The 20169-nt window shown below is 69.1% G+C and carries 19 protein-coding genes; 5 read left to right on the top strand and 14 right to left on the bottom strand.

Features of this window, described 5'->3' with window-relative positions; all coding sequences use genetic code 11:
* Positions 1–54: 54 nt before the first annotated feature.
* Together PUT80_RS32410 and PUT80_RS32405 are read left to right on the top strand one after the other, a co-directional pair.
* Positions 55–645: a class F sortase gene (locus PUT80_RS32410; protein ID WP_275294440.1), complete on the top strand. Its 591-nt coding sequence runs from the start codon at positions 55–57 to the stop codon at positions 643–645.
* A gap of 84 nt (positions 646–729) precedes the next feature.
* On the top strand, positions 730–1527 hold the full coding sequence (locus PUT80_RS32405) for a VOC family protein (RefSeq protein ID WP_275294439.1): 798 nt from the start codon (positions 730–732) through the stop codon (positions 1525–1527).
* A 990-nt stretch (positions 1528–2517) separates the two neighbouring features.
* Here the strand turns inward: PUT80_RS32405 and glpK are convergent.
* Both glpK and PUT80_RS32395 read right to left on the bottom strand, forming a co-directional pair.
* Entirely contained in the window at positions 2518–4026 is a 1509-nt protein-coding gene (gene glpK / locus PUT80_RS32400) for a glycerol kinase GlpK (protein ID WP_037816066.1), read from the bottom strand.
* A gap of 22 nt (positions 4027–4048) precedes the next feature.
* Entirely contained in the window at positions 4049–4798 is a 750-nt protein-coding gene (locus tag PUT80_RS32395; protein ID WP_037816065.1) for an MIP/aquaporin family protein, read from the bottom strand.
* A gap of 201 nt (positions 4799–4999) precedes the next feature.
* Here PUT80_RS32395 and PUT80_RS32390 point away from each other — a divergent pair, with 201 nt between their 5' ends.
* Complete coding sequence (locus PUT80_RS32390) at positions 5000–6769, top strand: glycerol-3-phosphate dehydrogenase/oxidase (RefSeq protein WP_106961289.1); 1770 nt, start codon at positions 5000–5002, stop codon at positions 6767–6769.
* 33 nt (positions 6770–6802) lie between these two features.
* On the opposite strand, the gene PUT80_RS32385 is transcribed toward PUT80_RS32390, so the two are convergent.
* The 6 genes from PUT80_RS32385 to PUT80_RS32360 form a co-directional block, all read right to left on the bottom strand.
* Positions 6803–7336, bottom strand: a complete 534-nt coding sequence (locus PUT80_RS32385; protein WP_275294438.1) for a GNAT family N-acetyltransferase — start codon at positions 7334–7336, stop codon at positions 6803–6805.
* A gap of 171 nt (positions 7337–7507) precedes the next feature.
* Entirely contained in the window at positions 7508–8785 is a 1278-nt protein-coding gene (locus PUT80_RS32380; protein WP_275294437.1) for a sensor histidine kinase, read from the bottom strand.
* Positions 8770–9150 carry a DUF1707 domain-containing protein gene (locus PUT80_RS32375; protein ID WP_275294436.1) on the bottom strand — a complete coding sequence of 127 codons (381 nt, stop codon included), beginning with the start codon at positions 9148–9150 and terminating at the stop codon, positions 8770–8772. Before PUT80_RS32375 ends, PUT80_RS32380 begins: the two co-directional genes overlap by 16 nt.
* An 8-nt stretch (positions 9151–9158) precedes the next feature.
* On the bottom strand, positions 9159–9716 hold the full coding sequence (locus PUT80_RS32370) for a DUF1707 domain-containing protein (RefSeq protein WP_275294435.1): 558 nt from the start codon (positions 9714–9716) through the stop codon (positions 9159–9161).
* Positions 9717–9770: 54 nt separating this feature from the next.
* Positions 9771–11564 carry an acetyl/propionyl/methylcrotonyl-CoA carboxylase subunit alpha gene (locus tag PUT80_RS32365; RefSeq protein WP_037816057.1) on the bottom strand — a complete coding sequence of 598 codons (1794 nt, stop codon included), beginning with the start codon at positions 11562–11564 and terminating at the stop codon, positions 9771–9773.
* Between the two features lie 102 nt (positions 11565–11666).
* Positions 11667–11987, bottom strand: a complete 321-nt coding sequence (locus PUT80_RS32360; RefSeq protein ID WP_106961290.1) for an SAV_915 family protein — start codon at positions 11985–11987, stop codon at positions 11667–11669.
* Between the two features lie 29 nt (positions 11988–12016).
* Between PUT80_RS32360 and PUT80_RS32355 the strand changes: the two genes are divergently transcribed.
* Positions 12017–12736 (top strand): hypothetical protein, encoded by a 720-nt coding sequence (locus PUT80_RS32355; RefSeq protein WP_037816055.1) that lies wholly within the window; start codon positions 12017–12019, stop codon positions 12734–12736.
* A 3-nt stretch (positions 12737–12739) separates the two neighbouring features.
* Here the strand turns inward: PUT80_RS32355 and PUT80_RS32350 are convergent, their stop codons facing one another.
* The 6 genes from PUT80_RS32350 to PUT80_RS32325 form a co-directional block, all read right to left on the bottom strand.
* The gene (locus PUT80_RS32350; protein ID WP_167754313.1) at positions 12740–14086 is read right to left on the bottom strand and encodes a dicarboxylate/amino acid:cation symporter; all 1347 of its coding nucleotides are present in this window, start codon (positions 14084–14086) and stop codon (positions 12740–12742) included.
* Positions 14087–14189: 103 nt separating this feature from the next.
* Complete coding sequence (locus tag PUT80_RS32345; protein WP_037816053.1) at positions 14190–14801, bottom strand: nucleoside triphosphate pyrophosphatase; 612 nt, start codon at positions 14799–14801, stop codon at positions 14190–14192.
* Positions 14802–15175: 374 nt separating this feature from the next.
* Entirely contained in the window at positions 15176–16795 is a 1620-nt protein-coding gene (locus PUT80_RS32340) for a DHA2 family efflux MFS transporter permease subunit (protein WP_275294434.1), read from the bottom strand.
* Positions 16776–17384 carry a PadR family transcriptional regulator gene (locus PUT80_RS32335; RefSeq protein WP_275294433.1) on the bottom strand — a complete coding sequence of 203 codons (609 nt, stop codon included), beginning with the start codon at positions 17382–17384 and terminating at the stop codon, positions 16776–16778. The genes PUT80_RS32340 and PUT80_RS32335 overlap by 20 nt, the downstream gene beginning before the upstream one ends.
* A 335-nt stretch (positions 17385–17719) precedes the next feature.
* Positions 17720–18496, bottom strand: a complete 777-nt coding sequence (locus tag PUT80_RS32330; protein WP_275294432.1) for an SDR family NAD(P)-dependent oxidoreductase — start codon at positions 18494–18496, stop codon at positions 17720–17722.
* On the bottom strand, positions 18493–19092 hold the full coding sequence (locus tag PUT80_RS32325; RefSeq protein ID WP_037816047.1) for a hypothetical protein: 600 nt from the start codon (positions 19090–19092) through the stop codon (positions 18493–18495). Before PUT80_RS32325 ends, PUT80_RS32330 begins: the two co-directional genes overlap by 4 nt.
* A gap of 132 nt (positions 19093–19224) precedes the next feature.
* Here PUT80_RS32325 and PUT80_RS32320 point away from each other — a divergent pair, with 132 nt between their 5' ends.
* A complete protein-coding gene (locus PUT80_RS32320) occupies positions 19225–20136 on the top strand; it encodes a LysR family transcriptional regulator (RefSeq protein WP_275294431.1) in 912 nt (303 codons plus the stop codon).
* The last annotated feature ends 33 nt before the right edge of the window (positions 20137–20169 follow it).

The raw sequence follows: 20169 nt of genomic DNA, 5'->3' as shown, positions 1-20169 counted from the left end.
TGGGCCTGGCTGCTTTTTCCCGCGGCCAGGCCCGGGCGGATCGGGGGAAAGATAATGAGGAAGACACTCGCCGCGGCGTCCGTCGCGCTCGCCGCGCTGCTGGCCGGCTGCTCGGTCGGTGCGACGACCGCCGCGCCCGCTTCCAGCGCTCCGCCGGTTTCCTCGGTCGCGTCGGCGGCGATGCCGAAATCGGAGCCGGTCTCGCTGGACATCCCGAGCATCGACGCGCATTCCAGTCTCGTGCCGCTCGGCCTCAATCCCGACAATTCGGTACAGGTCCCGCCGGTCAGCAAACCCTTGCAGGCAGGCTGGTACGAAAACGGCCCGACGCCCGGCGAGGTCGGCCCCGCGGTCGTGCTCGGGCACGTCGACGGGAACAAGCAAAAGGGGATCTTCTACCGGCTCAAGGAAATGAAGCCGGGAGACGACGTCGATATCGCCCGCCGCGACGGCACCACCGCGCACTTCGAGGTGACCAAAGTGGACCAGGTGCCGAAGGACGTCTTCCCGACCGACGCGGTCTACGGGGACACTTCGGACCCGGAACTGCGTTTGATCACCTGCGGCGGCGCGTTCGACCGGGCCGAGCACAGCTATGTGGACAACATCATCGTGTACGCCCATCTGGTGAACGGCGGGCAGTGACCCCGCGCATTGAACAAGACGCCCCCGATTTTGTCGGTGCCCGGTGCGACACTGTGGCGGTTGGCACAATTCTGGGAGGCACGCATGATCACCAGGACAGAACCGTGGCCCGCGGGCACACCGTGCTGGGGCGACTTGATGGTGCCTGACCGCGACAAGGCGGTCACGTTCTACGAGTCGCTGCTCGGCTGGACAGTCGAATCCGGCGGCCCGGAGACCGGTTATTACGGAATGGCGCAGATCGACGGCAAGCCGGTCGCGGGCATCGGGCAGATCCCGCCGGAGCAGGCAGGCATGCCGCCGATGTGGACGACGTACCTGTCAGTGTCCGATGTGGACAAGACAGTAGCCGCGATCGCCGAAGCGGGCGGCCAGGTCATCGCACCGCCGATGGACGTCCTGACCGAAGGCAGGATGGCCATCGCGACCGACCCGACCGGAGCGACGTTCGGCCTGTGGCAGCCAGGCAGGCACTCCGGCACGCAGGCGACGCTGACGCCAGGGGCTCCCGCGTGGAACGAATGCATGACCCGGGATTTCGCCGCGGCCAAGCAGTTCTACGGCGACGTGTTCGGGTACGGCTTCGGCGACATGTCGGGGCCAGGATTCACGTACGCAACGCTGGACGTCGACGGCCGGCCGGTCGGTGGACTTGGCGAGCTGCCCGCGGACAGCCAGGCATCGCCTGGTTGGGTGACGTACTTCTGGACCGCCGACGCGGACGAGGCAGCAGCGCGCATCCCGGACCTTGGCGGGACGGTGGTGAGCCCGCCGACGGACACCCCGCATGGCCGGATGGTGATCGCGGTGGATGACCAAGGGGCGGGGTTTTCGCTGATGGCACCGAACTCGCAGTCCGGGACGCAGGAGGGGTGGGGGTGACGGTTGGGGCCAAGGTGATGTGAGCCCTCGCCGAGGCTGGTTGGGGCGAGTTGGCTGACCGGCGAGGTGGGGGACCGGCGGGGCGGCGGACTTTGCGGTGCCGGGCCGTGTCGCCGGACTGGGTGGTGCCGCGGTGTGGCTGTGCTGCGCTAGGCCGTGTTGTCCGGCGGACAGGGCCGTGTGGCTGTGCGGTGCGAGGCCGCGTTGCCGGGCCGGGCGGTGTGGCTGTGCTGCGCTGGGCCGTGTTGTCCGGCGGACAGGGCCGTGTGGCTGTGCGGTGGCAGGCGTGTTGCCGGACTGGGCAGGGCTGTGTGCCTGTGCGGTGGCAGGCCGCCGTGTTGCCGATTTGGGCAGAGCCGCGTGGCTTGTGCTGCGCTGGGCCGGCCGTGTTGTCCGGCGGGCACGGCCGTGTGGCTGTGCAGTGCGAGGCCGTGTTGCCGGACCGGGCGGGGCGGCTGTGTTGCGCTGGGCTGTGTTGTGCGGCGGGCACGGCCGTGGCTGTGCAGTGCGAAGCCGTGTTGCCGGACTAGGCAGGGCCTTGTGGCTGTGCGGCGGTAGGCCGTGCTGTCGGGCTGGGCAGGGTCGTGTGGCTGCGCTGAGTTGGGCGGGCCGGTTTGGTGCGGCTTGCGGTTGTCGGGCGGGACTCTGCCCGGTGCCAGCCTGAGCTGAGTTCGGCGGTGTCGGGCTGCGCTGTGCCCATTCGCGGCGGGATCGGTGGCGAGGTCGGCGCGTCCGGTGGAGTCGGCAGCGCGGGCCAGAAGTACGTGAGGGGAACCCTGACGGAATCAGATTCCCCCAGGGTTCCCCTCACGACCATCAGCCAGCCAAACCGCACACCGTTGCGGCGACCGTTCAGTCGCCAGCCAGCCATCGGCGGGGATGGCTCAAGTGCGGGCTGGCGGTGGAGCTCGCCGGAAAGCTCGAGCATCGGCCCCAGCAGAGCCCACCGGAAAGCTCAACCGCGCCCCACCGCAGACCCGGCCGGAAGGATCAGTCCTCCACCCAGTCGAAGGTCTTCGTCACCGCCTTCTTCCAGTTCCGGTATTCCTTCTCCCGCCGCGACTCGTCCATCGACGGGTCCCACTGCTTGTCCTTGGCCCAGTTGGTCCGGATGTCGTCCTCCGACTCCCAGAACCCGACCGCCAGCCCCGCCGCGTAAGCCGCTCCCAGGGCCGTCGTTTCGTTCACCACCGGGCGGATCACCGGCACGCCCAGGATGTCCGCCTGGAACTGCATCAGCAGTTCGTTCACGACCATCCCGCCGTCGACCTTGAGCGACTTCAGCGGGACGCCCGAGTCGGCGTTCATCGCGTCGATCACCTCTCGCGACTGGAACGCCGTCGCCTCCAGGACCGCGCGCGAGATGTGACCCTTGTTCACGAACCGGGTCAGGCCGACGATCGCGCCGCGGGCGTCGGAGCGCCAGTACGGGGCGAACAGGCCCGAGAACGCGGGCACGAAGTACGCGCCGCCGTTGTCGTCGACCGTTCGGGCGAATTCCTCGATCTGGGCCGCCGACGAGATCAACCCCAGGTTGTCCCGCAGCCACTGCACGAGCGAACCGGTGACCGCGACCGAACCCTCCAGTGCGTACACCGTGTCGTTCGAGCCGATCTTGTAGCAGACCGTCGTGAGCAGGCCGTTTTCCGACAGGACCTTCTCGGTGCCGGTGTTCAGCAGCACGAAGTTGCCGGTGCCGTAGGTGTTCTTGGCTTCGCCCGGCGAAAGGCACGCCTGGCCGAACGTCGCCGCCTGCTGGTCGCCGAGGATGCCCGCGATCGGCACTTCCGCGAGGGCCCCGCGCGGGCGGACCTTGCCGTACACCTCCGACGACGACCGGATCTCCGGCAGCATCGACAGCGGGATCCCCATCTCCGCCGCGATGTCCTCGTCCCACTGCAGGGTGTCGAGGTCCATCAGCAGCGTGCGCGACGCGTTCGTCGGGTCCGTCACGTGCACGCCGCCGTCGGTGCCGCCGGTCATGTTCCACAGCACCCAGGTGTCCATGTTGCCGAACACCAGATCGCCCGCCTCGGCCCTGGCCCGTGCGCCCTCGACGTTGTCGAGGATCCACTTGATCTTCGGGCCGGAGAAGTACGTCGCGAGCGGGAGCCCGGTCTTCTCGCGGTAGCGCTCCTGGCCGCCGCCGAGCGCGCCCAGTTCGCCGGCGATCTTGTCGGTGCGGGTGTCCTGCCAGACAATCGCGTTGTACACCGGCTTCCCGGTCTTGCGGTCCCACACGAGCGCCGTCTCGCGCTGGTTCGTGATGCCCACCGCGGCGATGTCGGTCGGCCGCAGGTCGGCCTTGGCGAGCGCGCCCGCCGCGACCGCCCGGGTGTTTTCCCAGATCTCCTCGGCGTTGTGCTCGACCCAGCCCGCCTTCGGGAAGATCTGCTCGTGCTCGCGCTGGTCGACCGCGACGACACGGCCGGAGTGGTCGAAGATCATGCAACGCGTCGACGTGGTGCCCTGGTCGATCGCGGCGACATACGAAGTCATGGATTCCCTCCGGAAAGCTGGATCAGGTCAGGTTGTGCACGGCCAGGTACACCAGCGCCGCCAGCGCGGCGCCGAGGAGCGGACCGAGGACCGGCACCCACGAGTAGTTCCAGTCCGGGTCGCGCTTGCCCTTGATCGGCAGCAGGAACGCGTACGCGATCCGCGGGCCGAGGTCGCGGGCCGGGTTGATGGCGTAGCCGGTCGGCCCGCCGAGTGAAATACCGATCACCAGCACGACGAACGACACCCCGGCGTAGCCGAGCGCGGTGTTGCCGAAGGTCGGCGTCCCGTCCGAGGCGGTCTTGAACGCCGGCGTCAGCAGGATCCAGCCGACCAGCACGAAGGTGCCGATGACCTCGGTCACCAGGTTCCACGCCTTGTTCCGGATCTGCGGGGCGGTGGAGAAAATGCCGAGCGTCTCCTCCGGATTCGGATGGTCGTCGAACTGCAGTTTGTAGGTCAGCCAGCACAGCACGGCGCCGAGAATCGCGCCGAGCATTTCGCCGATCAGGTAGAACGGCACGTCCGCCCACGAAACCTTGCCCGAAATGGCCAGCCCGAGGGTGACCGCCGGGTTCAGGTGCGCGCCGGTCGGCGCGGCGAGGCTGGCGCCGGCGAACACGCCGAAGGCCCACCCGAAGGTGATGAACAGGGTTCCGGCTTGAAAGCCGTTGTTCTTTCGCAGCACGACGTTGGCCACAACGCCGTTGCCCAGCAACAGGAGCACTGCCGTGCCCAACAGTTCCCAGACGATGATCGCACCCGGACTCACGCTCTCCGCACCTCCACACTGGACAGTCTGTGCAGGGCCGATCACGTCCGGCCACAGCCTCGTCGCCGACCCCAGTCCGCGGCACGTTACCGTCGCGTACGCGTGCAATCCATAAGCCGGGCGAACCAATGTGACCATGATCGTCATGGGTTCCGCCACACGTGTCACCTCGGGGTCAGCAGACGATCACGCAAGCGTGCGATGCTGGGGAAGGTGGAGCACGAGGAGGAACGAGTGGTGACGAATCCGCGCAACGGCAGCGACCCGGCCCAGCTGGGTCCGGCGGGCCGGGAGGAATCCTGGCGGCGTTTCGGCGACGAGACCTTCGACCTGGTCGTGATCGGCGGCGGTGTCGTCGGCGCGGGCACCGCGCTCGACGCGGCGACCCGCGGCCTGCGGGTGGCTCTCGTCGAGGCCCGCGACCTGGCGTCCGGCACGTCCAGCCGGTCGAGCAAGCTCTTCCACGGCGGCCTGCGTTATCTCGAACAGCTCGAGTTCGGCCTGGTGCGCGAGGCGCTGCACGAGCGCGAGCTGATGCTGACGAAGATCGCGCCGCACCTGGTCAAGCCGGTGAGCTTCCTGTACCCGCTGACGCACCGGATCTGGGAGCGTCCGTACACCGCCGCCGGGCTGCTGATGTACGACACGATGGGCGGCGCCCGGTCGGTGCCGGGCCAGAAACATCTCACCCGCGCGGGTGCCCTCCGAATGGTCCCCGCGCTCAAGCGGTCGGCGCTGATCGGCGGCATCCGGTACTACGACGCGCAGTCGGACGACGCCCGGCACACGATGACCGTCGCGCGCACCGCCGCGCATTACGGCGCGGTGGTCCGGACCTCCACCCAGGTCGTCGGCTTCCTGCGCGAGGCGGACCGGATTTCCGGCGTGCGCGTGCGCGACGTCGAGGACGGCCGCGAGACCGAGATCCAGGCCGGCGCCGTGGTCAACTGCACCGGCGTGTGGACCGACGAACTGCAGCGGCTGTCCGGCGGCCGCGGCCGGTTCCGCGTGCGCGCCAGCAAGGGCGTGCACATCGTGGTTCCGCGCGACCGGATCGTGTCGGAGTCGGGAATGATCCTGCGCACCGAGAAGTCGGTGCTGTTCGTCATCCCGTGGCGCAACCACTGGATCGTCGGCACCACCGACACCGACTGGAACCTCGACCTGGCGCACCCGGCAGCCACCAAGCACGACATCGACTACCTGCTCGAACACGTGAACTCGGTGCTCGCGACGCCGCTGACGCACGACGACATCGAAGGCGTGTACGCGGGCCTGCGTCCGCTGCTGGCCGGCGAGAGCGAAGAGACGTCGAAGCTGTCGCGCGAGCACGCGGTCGCGCGGGTCGCGCCGGGTCTGGTGGCGATCGCGGGCGGCAAGTACACGACGTACCGGGTGATGGCGGCCGACGCCGTCGACGCCGCGGTGGTCGACCTGCCGGGCCGCCCGCCGTCGTCCATCACCGACAAGGTCCCGCTGCTCGGCGCGGACGGCTACCACGCGCTGGTCAACCAGGCCGACCACCTGGCCGCGGAGCACGGGCTGCACCCGTACCGCGTGCGGCACCTGCTCGACCGCTACGGCTCGCTGGTGCACGAGGTGCTGGCGCTCGCGGCGGACCGGCCGGAGCTGCTCAAGCCGATCGAGTCGGCGCCGGATTACCTCGGCGTGGAGGTCGTGTACGCGGCCAGCCACGAGGGTGCGCTGCACCTGGAGGACGTCCTCGCCCGGCGCACGCGGATCTCCATCGAGTACGCCCACCGCGGCGTCGACTGCGCCGAGCAGGTCGCGCAGCTGGTGGCGGGCGTGCTGGGCTGGTCGGAAGAGGAGACCAAGCGCGAGGTCGAGGTCTACCGGGCGCGGGTCGAGGCGGAGCGGGATTCGCAGCTGCAGCCGACGGACGAGTCGGCGGACGCGTTGCGGGCGGCCGCGCCGGAGGCTCGCGCGGGGCTGATCGAGCCGGTCAGCTGAGCTTTCCTCGTGAGTGCCGGGCAGAACCGGCACTCACGAGGGCTTGAGCACCCAGCGGATGAGCGTTTCCCCGCTGGGCGAGGGCCGGTCTTCGGGCCCGACCCGGCTGAACCCGGCCCGCCGCGCCACGATCTCGGACGCGGTGTTGCTTTCGTCGTGCCGATAAGCGATCTCGTGCAGGCCCAGCCGGGCGAACCCGAACTGGATCGCGGCCGAAAGCCCTACGGCCGCAATGCCTTTGCCTCGTTCGGCCGGATGCGTCCACACCGACGCCTCGGCGGTGCCGAAGGCGAGGTCCAGATCGCGCAGCCCGACCTCGCCGAGCAGGCGGCCGCTCTTCGGCTCGGCCACGGCCCACGAGCAGCGCTCGTCGCACGCCCACTGAGCGGCGCGCAGCGTCACGTACTCGGTGGCCTCGTCGGGGGTGCGCAACCGGTAGTTCAGCACGTACCGCCGATGCTGCGGGTCCGCGAACGCCTCCATCAGCGCGGGCCGGTCGTCGAGATGCCGGTCCGCGCGCAGCTGGCGCAGGTAGTACGCGCCCGCGTTGATTTCCACGGGTTCCACGACACGAGCCTAACCGTCCGAAGGTGGGAAGTGGCTGCGTGCCGCGTCACGGCCAGGTCGCCCGAAGAGCGGGCAGCCGCGGTCAGCGAGGCGGGGAAACGACATCGCGCGCTGGCTGGAAGCGTTGCCGCACAACGGACATGGCAGGTGTCGCGACAGCGCCGCGGGCGGTCAGCTGGCTTGAGCGGGCGAAGGGATCGCCGGGAGCTCCGCGTGCACGACGGTCCCTTCCCCGCGCGCGGATTCGATAGTCAGCGAACCCGCCACCCGTTGCACCCGCTGGCGCATGGCTTCCAGGCCGAAGCCGGTGCCGTCGCCGCGGTCGCCAGGGGCGAAACCTCTTCCGTCGTCCCGGACGTCGAGCATGACCAGGTCGCTCGTGTAGGTGAGCGTGAGGCCGATCCGGGTGGCGTGTGCGTGTTTTTCCGCGTTGGCCAACGCTTCCTGCGCCACCCGGTACAGCGTGACCTCCAGCTCCGGCAGCAACGGCTGGGCATCGCCTGCTACCTCGGCGGTCACCTTGGCACCGGAAGTGCCGGACACTCGATTTGCCAATCCTGCCAACGCTTCCGGCAGGTGCGAGTCCGCTAACGGTTCCGGTCGCAACGCTTGAACCGCTCGGCGTGCCTCGGTGAGACTGTCCTTCGCCAGCGTGTGCACGTGGTCGAGATGCCGCTGCCGATCCGCGGCTTCGGTGGCCCGGTCGGCGGCCTGCAACTGGGTGACGATGCCGGTCAATCCCTGGGCGACAGTGTCGTGGATTTCGCGAGCCATGCGCTGTCGTTCGTCGAACACCCCGGCCTCGCGGGCTTGGGTGAGCAGTTGTGCGTGCAGCGCCGCGTTTTCTGTCAGGGCCGTTTCCAGCTGCGCGTTCGACTGGGCGAGTTTTTCGTTGGTGCGACGGCGTTGTTCGTTCTCCGCGCCGACGAACCACGCCACGTACAGAATCGGCCCGACGATCGACACCGCGGTGATCCATGGCGGCGAAGGTTCCCAAATTCCCTTGGCCAGCAACGGAACCACCGCCGTCGCGGCCGCGGCGAAGATGCTCCAGCGGGTCGGGAACAACACGAACGCGATCGGGTAACCGATTGAAGCGAAGGCGGTGAACGGATCCACTCGCGAGGTGAGCAGGGTCGCGCCAGCCAGCAGCACGATGAAAAACCCGATGGCCAGCCACGGTTTCCGCGTGCGCCTCGGAAAAACCGGGATCAGCACCAGCAACCACAGTCCGCTCGCCGCGGCGAGAAGCAGCGTGGTGCGCCATTGCGCGGGATCACCGTGCGGCTGCCCGGCGGCGATGATCGTGCACACCGCGAGCGCCAGAATCCCGATCCCGGCGAACAGCGGGCCTGCCCATCGCTCGGCCTTCGGATCGACCGAGCCCGGCCGCAGCCCGATCATCGGACTCGGCCGCGTGCGTTCCGGCGGGCTCAGCGCCGCCGCCATCCGCTGAACAGGATCAGCAGCAACGGCAACGCGAAGACGATCAGCAACCGTCCGCGCGTCACGATGAGCACGACGACCGCCAGTGCGATCGAAAGCGGCACCGAATACCGCCACACGAACGCGCTCAGCTTGCCGTTGCCCGCGGGCACGACCGGTTCCGGCCGGGCCGTGGCCAGCAGCGCGCTCGGCCGCGGCGAGGGCAGGTCGTCGAACAACGGCACGAGTTCGCTGACCAGCTTGGCTGACGTGACCTTCGCCGAGCGGTTGCCGTACTCGTCGATGTCGAGGCGGCCGGTGCGGACGTGCTCGGAGAGGACATCGAGCGCGTCCTGGCGTTCGGCGTCGCTCAGCCGCAGGTCAGCCATGGTCCGCCTCAGCGGTCCAGCCGGCGCTGCCGCCGGTGCTCGTCGCGCATCGCGCGGAACTCCTCGCGGCGTTCCCGATGCCGGTCGTGGTGGTGCTGGTCATGGTGCTCGAAACCCTTGCCCCAGAGCGCCCGTCCGACCGCGGTGAGCGCGATCGGCGCGAAGATCACCGGCCATCCCGCGGTGCCGGTGGCGATCAGGGCGATCGCCGCGATCCACACCAGCGGAACCAAAGCGGCGACGGCGCGTTGCCCTGCCGACCACTCCGGCTGCCGCGCGGCCACCTCGCCGGACGCCGCGGGCTGCGGCACGGGCATCGGCGGCGGCACCGCGGCCGGTTCCGGCGCGGCGGTCGCGCCCGCGCCGAACACCGGATGCGGCACCGGAAGATCGGTGAACAGTTCACCCAGTTCGCCCCGGGTTTTAGCCGCGGTGATCCGGGCGGATCGTTCGCCGAACTCGTCGATGTCGATCCGTCCCGCACTCATGTGCTCACCGAGCGCATGCAGCGCGGACTCTCGCTCCTGGTCGCTGATCCGCAGCTGCGGAGACGGAACCTCAGTCACGTAGTCGATGGTAGGCCGCGCGAGCGCGCGGCACCCACGACATTCAGCACAACTTCAGTCCTTGAGCTCCAAGAGTTGCGTTCCCTGCGTGACCGCGGAGCCGATCTCGACCGAAAGCCCGGTGACGGTGCCCGCTTTGTGCGCGGTTACCGGGTTTTCCATCTTCATCGCCTCGAGCACCACGATCAGCTCGCCCGCTTCGACGTGCTGGCCTTCCTCGACCGCGATCTTCACGATGGTGCCCTGCATCGGCGCGGTGACCGCGTCGCCACTCACCGCTGCCTTCGCGCCGCCTGCCCGCTTGCGCGGCTTGGCTTTCGTCGCCGCGGGCGCGCCGCCGCCTTCCAGGGCGAACCCGCCCGGCAGCGACACCTCGAGCCGGCGTCCGCCGACCTCGACCACGACGTTCTGCCGCGGCGCCTCTTCCTCGGCCTCGACGTCCGGCGCGACGAACGGCTCGATCTGGTTGTCGAACTCGGTCTCGATCCAGCGGGTGTGCACGCTGAAGCCGTTTTCGTCGCCGATGAACGCCGGGTCGTTCACGATCACGCGGTCGAACGGCAGCACCGTGGCCATGCCCTCGACCTCGAACTCGGCCAGCGCGCGGCGGCTGCGCTCGAGCGCGTTCTGCCGGTCCGAACCGGTGACGATGAGCTTGGCGAGCATCGAGTCGAACTGGCCGCCGATCACGCTGCCGGATTCGACGCCGGAATCGACGCGCACGCCCGGACCGGACGGGGCGACGAACTTGGTGACGGTGCCCGGCGCGGGCAGGAAGCCGCGGCCGGCGTCCTCGCCGTTGATGCGGAACTCGATCGAGTGGCCGCGCGGCGTCGGGTCCTCGGTGATCCGCAGCTTCTCGCCGCGGGCGATCCGGAACATCTCGCGGACCAGGTCGATGCCGGTGGTTTCCTCCGAAACCGGGTGCTCGACCTGCAGGCGGGTGTTCACCTCGAGGAACGAAATGGTGCCGTCGACCGCGACGAGGTATTCGACGGTGCCCGCGCCGTAGTAGCCGGCCTCCTTGCAGATGGCCTTGGCGGACTCGTGGATCCGGGCGCGCTGGTCGTCGGACAGGTACGGCGCGGGGGCCTCTTCCACCAGCTTCTGGTGGCGGCGCTGCAGCGAGCAGTCGCGGGTGCCGACGACGATCGCGTTGCCGTGCTGGTCGGCCAGCACCTGCGCCTCGACGTGCCGCGGCTTGTCCAGGTAGCGCTCCACGAAGCATTCGCCGCGACCGAACGCGGCCACCGCCTCGCGTGTCGCGGACTCGAACAGCTCGGGGATTTCCTCACGGGTGCGGGCGACCTTCAGGCCGCGGCCGCCGCCGCCGAACGCCGCCTTGATCGCGACCGGAAGGCCGTGCTCGTCGGCGAACGCGATGATCTCGTCGGCGTCCTTCACCGGCTCCTTGGTGCCGGGCACCAGCGGCGCGCCCGCGCGCATCGCGATGTGCCGCGCGGTCACCTTGTCGCCGAGGTCGCGGATCGACTGGGGGCTCGGCCCGATCCAGGTCAGGCCCGCGTCGAGGACGGCCTGGGCGAACTCGGCGTTCTCGGAAAGGAAGCCGTAACCGGGGTGGACCGAATCGGCGCCGGACCGCTTGGCGGCGTCGAGGATCTTGTCGATCGCGAGGTAACTCTCGGCCGCGGTGTTCCCGCCGAGGGCGAACGCCTCGTCGGCGAGGCGCACGTGCGGAGCGTCGCGGTCCGGGTCCGCGTACACGGCCACGCTCTGCAGGCCGGCGTCCTTCGCGGCCCGGATCACGCGAACCGCGATCTCGCCCCGGTTCGCGACCAGGACCTTGGTCACCGGACCGCCTGTGCTCGCGGTGTCCTGCTCGCTCACCACATACCTCCCGTGCCCCGTCGCCGAGCTGCTGGTCAACCGGGAGTCTACGGACCAGGACCGGGCCTGGATTGAGAGGTGGACCACCCAGTTCGGTCCTGTTTATACCCGTCCGGCAGGGGCCTGATGCCGCAGTTCGGCCGGTAGTTCGGAGTCGAGCACGATGACGTCGTAGGGGTTGACCTGGTGCACGAGCGCCAGGTTTTCGGTGTTGACCAGGATCCACGGCTGGTGCTCGCCGCAGCAGTCGACGAGCCGGTCGAGCGCGGTGAAGGCGACCAGCGCGGTGCGGCCGTCGGGGGTGCGGCGCAGTTCGACGTTGGCTCCGGTCTGGCCGTCGGTGGTCGGGCCGGTGGGGCCGGTCGGCAGGTAAAGGGCCGGGGGCAAATTGGGGTTCGTCACTCCGACAACATAGACGGACACGGTGCGCAAGGTCGCTTACAGTCTCGGATATGCGGACTTGGCCGAAGCGCGTCCCGCGATCCGCGCTGCTCACCGCCGTTCTCGCGGCGGTGGTCACGGCGGCGGCGCTCGTCGTGGTCGTCACGATGCGCCCGAAGCCGGACGGCGCGGAGACCATGGCGCCGAGCGAGCCCGCCGCGGCTCCGGTCGAAGCACCGTCCTCGACCTGCGGAAACGGTCCGTGCAAGCAGCTGGCGGCGGTAAGCGTCGGCGGTACCCCGGTCGTGTTGCAGGCGGATGCCTCGGGAGGATCGGGCCGGGTCCAGGTCGGACAGCAGCCGTTCGAACTGGCGATCACGAACCTGGGCGCGAAGCTGACCGCGACTTCCCTGCGCTGTATCGACGGATCGACCGCCGCGTGCCTGATCCGCGGCGACGCGGCAGGCGGTTCGTACGGCGAATTGCTGACCGAGTCCGGCGGCGTGTGGCGCGACTACGGCAAGCCGTATTTCTCTGACGCCGGCTCGCTGTCGCTCTACGACGTGAGCCAGGACGGCCGGGCGGACGTGATCGTCGTCCGGCACGAATGCCCGAAGGCGGTGTCCGGCACGCCACGCTGCCAGGCGGCTCCGGTGGTCGCGGAGGTATACGAACTCGACGGCGAGGTGATGGGCTGCACGAGCACCGTCACCTCGCCGTCGGATTTCCGCGGCTGGCCGGACGTCGAGCTGAAGAAAACGCAGCTGCGGCGCTGTTCCGGCAACTCCTGAGACTCAGGCGGTGGCGGGCCGGGCGGCGCCGCCCTCGTCGCGGTGGTTCGGGCGAGCGGTCTGGGTGTTGAGGATTTCGTCGTCGAGCAGGCCCTCGCTGCGCGCGACGATCGTCGGGACCACGATCTGGCCCGCGACATTCGTGGCGGTGCGCATCATGTCCATGATCGGGTTCACCGAGTAGATCAGCGCGATGCCGAGCGCGACCTGCTTGGCGTCGAGTCCGATGAACGCGGTGGTCAGGGTGAGCGCGGTCAGCCAGCCGGTGGTGCCCGCGGTGGCCAGCGCGCCGACCACGGCGACGACCACGATGCCGACGTACTGGCCGAAGCTCAGCGGCACCCCGGCGAGGTTGGCGATGAAGATCGCGCCGATCGCCGGGAACACCGCGGCGCAACCGTCCATTTTGGTCGCGCTGGCGAGCGGGGTGGCGAAGGCGGCGTATCCGGGGTCGACGCCGAGGTTCACCGCGGACTGCCGGGTCAGCGGCAGCGTGGCCGAACTCGACTGCGACGCGAACGCGAACTGGATCGCGGTGCCCGCCTTGGCGAAGAACGTCAGCGGGTTCACCTTCGCGACGAACTGCAGCAGGATCGGGTAGACGACGAACAGGATCAGCAGGCAGCCGACGTACACCGCGATCGTGGTCGACAGCAGCGGACGGAACAGCGCGTCGCCGTAGTTGGAGACGGCGGCGCCGATCAGGCCGATGATGCCGATGGGCGCGAGGCGCACGATCCAGCCAAGGTAACGCTGGACGATTTCGAAGACGCTCGTGGTGAAGTCGACGAACGGCTTCGCCTTGTCGCCGAGGCTGTAGGCGGCGGCACCGATCACGACGGCGAGGAACAGCACCTGGAGCGTGCTGCCCTCGGCGAAGGCGGAGAAGAAGTTCTCCGGCAGCAGGCCCTTGATGAAGGCGTCCCAGGAACCCCAGTGGCTCATGCTCTTCGCGGCCTTGTCGGCGTTCTTCGCGGTGGCCGCGACGCCCTCGCCGAGCCCGCCGGAGCCGGGGTTGAACAGCTTGCCGATCGCGATCCCGATCAGCGAGGCGATGAACGACGTGATCGCGAACCACAGCACGGTCTTGCCGCCGAGCCGCGCGGCGGTGCGGCCGCCGCCGAGGCCGCGGAGGCTGTTGATGCCGACCACGATCGCGGTGAAGACCAGCGGGATCACCGCGATCTGCAGCAGGGTCGTGAAGATCGTGCCGATGTGGTCGAGGGTGTCGGTCAGCCAGCCGGCTTCAGTCGTCCGCGCGAGCACGCCGAGTCCGGCGCCCACGACAAGCGAACCGAGCACGGCCGCGGCGAACACGCGCGGCTTTGTGTACGTCCTTGCGAAGGACATGTGCCACCCCAGAGAGGTCGAGAGTTTCCGCTGGCCCGGGTGCGGGCCGGAATCGACTTTCCCTGATCACTCGACCGAGTGACACATCGTCCCAATATGTGAACTAGTTCCACATTTCGGTCACGCTGACGCCGACCTCGGCGAGCAGCTGGCGCAGCAGCGGAAGACTGATCCCGATCACACTCGACGGGTCTCCTTCGACCCCCTCGACAAACCATCCGCCGAGCGCGTCGAGCGTGAACGCCCCCGCGACGTGCAGCGGTTCGCCAGTGGCGACGTAGGCGTCGATCTCGGCCTGACTGGGGTTGGCGAAGTGCACGGTGGTGGACCGGGTGCCGGAGGCTTCCTTGGTGCGCTGCCCGCCGTCGAGCCGGACCACGGCATGCCCGGTGAGCAGGACGCCGGAGCCGCCCGCCATCCGAGCCCACCGCTGCTTCGCGACCTCGGCGGTCGCGGGCTTGCCGACCATCTCGCCGCCGATGGAAAGCATGGAATCGCAAGCGACGATCACGGCGTCGGGCTCGGAGACCATCTCGACTACGGCGTTGGCCTTGGCCTTCGCGAGGGCCAGGACGAGTTCGGCGGGTTCGGGATCGGTGAGCGCCGCCGCGACGGCATCCTCGTCGACACCGGACACGACAACGGCCGGGTCGAGACCGGCACTGCGCAGGACGGCGAGGCGGGCGGGGGACTGGGAGGCGAGGACTAGACGCACAGGCGAACGCTACCTCGACGGGGACGGGTTGGGGGTGTGGCCCGGGTGGGGGGCGGTGATTTGGTGCCGAGGGTTTCGTGGCCGGATTCGCGGGGGCGGGCGTCGTGGCACCGGGTCGCGAGCCGGGCGCGAGGTCTGGCATTGAGCCAGGATCCCGGCGGGGCGTGCGCAGGGATGCCGAGCTGGTGGTTGCTGGGAGAGGAACGTGCCTGGCACGCCCGGGCTTTCCGTGCTTCGGCAGACCTCGCCGCTGCGCGAGGAATCGCGTCGGGAGCCAACAACGCTGCTGTAGGACGAGAGTCGCGTGGATTGTCCTTCGCCGCCTCCCAGGCCCCGGCTGGAGTGGGGTCCAGCCGGGCCCGAGGGTCAGCTCGTCATCGGGCTGGTTCTGGGGTCGGGGCGGTCGGCGCGGGGGTGTGCGGCCTAGGGGACACCCGGCGCAAAGCCGCTGCTGACAAAACTCCCAGTATCAGCACCGCGATCGGCAGGATCAGTGTCGCGCGGGCGGCGTCGGTGAGTCCATTGTGGACAACCTCGCTGGCGAGGCGGCCCGCTTGGGCGGCGATGTCCGCCGGGAGGCCCGGGATGGAGGCGGGGCCACCGGAGGAGCCGAATTCGCCGGTGGACGCCGCGGCGTGGGCGATGCCTTCGGTGAAGGGGGCGCGGTACTGCTCCGGCAGTTTCGCGGCCGCGGTGGCGGCCTCGCTCGTGATCGACGCGCTGATCCTCGCTTGCAGGAGCACGCCGATCGCGGCGCTGCCCAGGACGCCGCCTACCTGGCGGGCGGTGTTGAAGATGCCCGAGGCGGTGCCGGTGAGCCGCGGTTCTACCGACGCCATCGTCAGGTTGCTCATGGGGGAGAAGATGCAGCCGACGCCGAGGCCGCACACCAGCAGGGCCGGGATCAGTGCCCACGGGCTCGTGTCCGGTCGTGCTTGCAGCGCGATGATGCCGACGCCCGCGGCCAGCAGGGCCAGGCCGCCCATCACCAGGTACTTGCCGTTGATTTTGTCCGAAGCTCGGCCGACGAAGGGCGCGATCACGCCGGACAGCAGCGACATTGGCGCGGTGAGCAGGCCCGCCATGGTGGGGGAGAGGCCGAGGACCGTCTGGATGTAGATGATCAGCGGCAGGAACATGCCGGTCATCGTGAAGCCGACAGTGGTCGCGGTGAGCGTGCCCGCGGAGAAGTTGCGGTTCGCGAACACCTGCAGCGGGACCAGCGGTTCGCGGCGGTTGTAGTGCTGCCACAGCACGAAGGCGATCAGAAGGACCACGCCGGCGCCGATGATTTCGAAGACTGTGATGCCGCCGAACACCGTGCCCCAGTCGTACTGCTGTCCATTTTGGACACCGAAGACGACGCAGAACAGTCCGGCCGCGGACAGCAGGATGCCGATCAGGTCGAACGAATGCGAGTGCTTCGGCTGCCAGTCCGGCACCAGCCACAGCGTCAGCGCGATCGCGACGACGCCGATCGGCACGTTCACGTAGAAGATCCACTCCCAGCCGAGGTGCTGCACCAGCACGCCGCCCAGCAGCGGGCCGGTGATCGTGGCCAGGCCGGCGACACCGCCCCACGCGCCCATCGCCGCGCCGCGCTTCGCGGGCGGGAACAGGTGGCTGATGAACGCCAGCGTCTGCGGCGTCATCAGTGCGGCGCCAAGGCCTTGCACGGCACGGGCGGCGATCAGCATCTCGACGTTGCCGGAGAGACCGCACCACAGCGACGAAGCGGTGAACACCACGAGTCCGGCGACGAACACGCGCTTCGGGCCGAAGCGGTCGCCGAGGCGGCTGGTGAACAGCATCGGCACGGCGTAGGTGAGCAGGTAGACGCTGATCACCCACACCACCGAGTTCAGCCCGGCGTCGAGGTGCTGCAGCATGGCGGGCACCGCGATGGACACGATCGTGGTGTCCAGCAGGATCATGAAGAACCCGATGCAGAGCGCGCTGAGCGCGGCCCACGGGTTAACCGGTCTTGCGTTCATGGTTTTCCTTGAGCTTGAGTTTCTTGTCCTGGAAAGGGATCCGGCCGCTGTCGAGGTCCGCGAACAGCTGCTCGATCCACGCGAGCTCGAACTTCCGCTGCGCTGCGCTGAACCGGAAGTCGAGCCAGTAGATTTCGGGGGTGCCGTCGGATTCCAGCCGCTCGAGGATCACCTGGTCAGCGGCCACGCCCGCGCGCAGCCGGGTGATCCGGTGCTCTAGTTCGAGCAGCGCGACGTCGCGTCCGAGGTCGTCGATCACGGCGAGCCCGCTGAGCACGTCGCTGTAGTCCGGCACCACGTCGCCCAGCATTTGCCGGGCACGTTCCTGGAAGGCGTCTTTGCCCGCGGCCGTCATGGCATACACCGTGCGCTCCGGCCGTTTGCCGTCCCGCTGGGTTTCGACCACATCGACGAAACCGTTGCGCTGCAACCGATCTACCGTGTGGTAGAGCGAACCGGCCTTGAGCTTCACGCGGTTTTCGACGTGCCGTTCCCGCATCAGCTGGGCCATTTCGTACGGGTGCATCGGCCGCTCGTGCAGCAGCTCGAGCACGGCGACGCCCAGTGCCGTGAGCTTGGCCGCGACCATGACGGTTCCTCCAGAAGATCCAATCGAGTGACCCAACGTGGGTTATTCCACGTGGACTATACGGTGTGGAGCAAACTGCGGTCCAGTGTGATCCGCGCTGGTGAGCAGCTTGTCGCTGACGGTGACGGGTGGTGCGTGATGGGGCGAGCGTAACCACGACCACCGACAAAAACCGGCGATCGCCTGTTCGACCGCCGTTTTCCGACCCGTCGCGGAACCTGATCGAACGCCGCCGATCCGCGTTCACCGCAGACCTCGGCGGCACGACCAAAGCGGCGGGCCGCGGCGTCCTCTCCTGACGCCGCGGCCCGCCGCTCCCTGTTTGCTGTTGTGGTTCAGGACATGACCGCACCGCCGTCGACCGCGATGGTCTGACCGGTGATGTTGGCTGCCTTGTCCGAGAGCAGGAACCCGACCGTCTCGGCGATGTCGGCCGGGGTCTGCGGGCGTTTCATCGGGACCATCCGGTCGACGAACCCGGCGAAGAGCTGTTCCGGAGTGGCGCCGGCCGCGGCGGGATCGTTCGCGACCATCTGCTCGGTGGCGCTCCGCCACATGTCAGTCCAGATCAGACCGGGCATGACCGCGTTGGCCCGCAGCCCGGTCGGAGCGCCGGCCCGGGCCACCGCGTGCGTCATTTCGAGGACCGCGGCCTTGGACGCGCCGTAGTCGGCGATCGTCTCCATTCCGAGGCGGGCGCCGATCGAAGCGACGTTGACGATCGCGCCGGGGCGGCCGGCGCGGCGGCGGAGAAGTTCCTGGCACGTCAGGAAAGTCCCGCGAGTGTTGATCGCGAACGTGCGATCCCATTGCCGCACGGTCAGCTCGGTGAACGGGGTCAGCACGCCGCCGACGCCCGCGACGTTGGCCAGCGCGGTGACCTCGCCGAGTTGTTCTTCGGCAAGGGAGAACGCGGCTCGCACCGACGAGTGGTCACTGACGTCGCAAACGGCGTGGGCGACCCTGGCACCGTCGGCGGCCAGCTTCGCCGCGGTCTCGGCGAGACGGCCGGAATCGATGTCGGTGAGCAGGACCGCATGCTCCTCGACCAGCCGGGCGGCGATGGCGGCGCCGAGACCGCCCGCGGCCCCGGTGACCAGTGCGACGCTCACGGCAGGACCTTCTCGATCTCCGGGGCGAGCAGTTCGGCGGCCCGCGCCGCGGTGATGATGTCGGCCGGTTCGAGCGGGATGATCTCCCGCGAGGCGGTGTCCTCGTAGACGTGCTCGCCGATCAGCCTGCAGTTTTCGTCATAGGGCCAGTGGAACGCGAGCGTGCGCTTGAGCAGGTGCATGTCCCCGGGATCGTCCCCGGCCCGCACCGAACCGAAGACGGTGTCGCCGAGCATCGCGCCGGGCACGAACTCGAAGAACTCCAGCTCGCCGGAGAATCCGCGGTCGTTGACCGCGATGTCCTGGTTGCTGACCCACATGACCAGTGCGTTCGCCTCGATCAGAGACTGGTAGAACGCCTTGACCTCGGCCATCCCGTCCAGAATCAGCGAGGTGCCGGACTCGTGGATGCGGTAGTGCGGGTGCTCCACGGTCATGGTCGGCGCCAGCAACTCCTCGTAGCGTCCCGACACCTCCAGCAGCGCGTGCAAGCGGTAGTTCTTCAGGATCGCGCGGTGGCGCGGGTTGTCGGTTTCCGCGATCTGCTTCTCCAGGCTTGCGAACATGTTCTGGAAGTCGTGCTCGTAACGGCTCACCGTTGCTCCTCGTCGAGTCGGTTCGGGGTAGCCCCAACCCTGGGCGCGCCGTACGGGAAGGTCCATGACAAGCCTGTCGCCTCCCGTGAACTCATCGGTTAACCTCGCAGGTCACCGTCCCGAGGAGTCGGCGTGGACCTCAACCTCCATCTCGTGCGCTACCTGGTCGCGGTCGTCGACGAGGGGCACTTCGGCCGCGCGGCGGACAAGCTCTACGTCAGCGCCCCGGCGTTGAGCCAGCAGATCCGCAAACTGGAACGCACGCTCGGCGCCGAACTGCTGGACCGTTCCGCCCACCCCGTCCGTCCCACCCCGGTCGGCCGCCGTTTCCTCGACGAGGCACGGCAAGCACTGGCCGCGGCCGACCGTGCCGTCGCCGCCGTCGAGGCCCACCGCCGGGAACTCGCCGCCACGCTGCGGGTCGGCTTCATGAGCGCCTCGGCGGGCCCGCTTGTCCGGAACATCGTCGACACGGCACGGCGCGAGGAGCCCGGACTGTCGATCCGGATGGTGGAGCTGCCGTGGTCGCAGCAGGCCACGACGGTGCGCGACGGTGAAGTCGACGCCGCTTTGGTCCGGCCTCCCATTGCCGACGCTACGGGTCTCCGCCTCGATGTCGTGCACCATGAACCCCGGGTCGTGGCGCTGCCGGTCACCCATCGCCTCGCCTCGCGGGACGCGGTCGAACTCGCCGACCTCGACGGCGAAATCCACCTCACCGACGACGACGCCGACCCCGCCTGGGTGCGCTGGTGGGCCTGCGATCCCCGCCCCAGCGGCATTCCCGTCCGCTACGGCCCGTCGGTCCGCACCATGGACGAGATGCTCGAGGCCGTCGCCGGAGGGCAGGCCATCGTGATCACCGGCAGCTTCGTCGCCGACGGCTATCGCCACCCGCACGTCGCGTTCGTCCCGATCACCGACGCCGAACCCTGCCCGATCTCCCTGTGCACCCGGGCCGCCGACACCTCGGCGCTCGTCGGAGCATTGCGCACGGCAGCACGCGCACTGCGTCCTCCGCAGACGGACTGCGTCGACAACTGACTGGTTGCCCGCAGCGAGAGAGCCGGGCCAGGA

The organism is Amycolatopsis sp. La24, from assembly GCF_029087445.1.
Lineage (GTDB): Bacteria > Actinomycetota > Actinomycetes > Mycobacteriales > Pseudonocardiaceae > Amycolatopsis > Amycolatopsis nivea.
Note: the sequence above shows the minus strand (reverse complement) of the source record. Positions and strands in the feature narration are given on the sequence as shown.

Coding starts and splice junctions, on each gene's coding strand:
- PUT80_RS32355 (WP_037816055.1), top strand. CDS start 12,017: ATGCGGACTTGGCCGAAGCGCGTCCCGCGATCCGCGCTGCTCACCGCC.
- PUT80_RS32350 (WP_167754313.1), bottom strand. CDS start 14,086: ATGTCCTTCGCAAGGACGTACACAAAGCCGCGCGTGTTCGCCGCGGCC.
- PUT80_RS32390 (WP_106961289.1), top strand. CDS start 5,000: ATGCTGGGGAAGGTGGAGCACGAGGAGGAACGAGTGGTGACGAATCCG.
- glpK (WP_037816066.1), bottom strand. CDS start 4,026: ATGACTTCGTATGTCGCCGCGATCGACCAGGGCACCACGTCGACGCGT.
- PUT80_RS32410 (WP_275294440.1), top strand. CDS start 55: ATGAGGAAGACACTCGCCGCGGCGTCCGTCGCGCTCGCCGCGCTGCTG.
- PUT80_RS32335 (WP_275294433.1), bottom strand. CDS start 17,384: ATGGTCGCGGCCAAGCTCACGGCACTGGGCGTCGCCGTGCTCGAGCTG.
- PUT80_RS32405 (WP_275294439.1), top strand. CDS start 730: ATGATCACCAGGACAGAACCGTGGCCCGCGGGCACACCGTGCTGGGGC.
- PUT80_RS32380 (WP_275294437.1), bottom strand. CDS start 8,785: ATGGCGGCGGCGCTGAGCCCGCCGGAACGCACGCGGCCGAGTCCGATG.
- PUT80_RS32340 (WP_275294434.1), bottom strand. CDS start 16,795: ATGAACGCAAGACCGGTTAACCCGTGGGCCGCGCTCAGCGCGCTCTGC.
- PUT80_RS32375 (WP_275294436.1), bottom strand. CDS start 9,150: ATGGCTGACCTGCGGCTGAGCGACGCCGAACGCCAGGACGCGCTCGAT.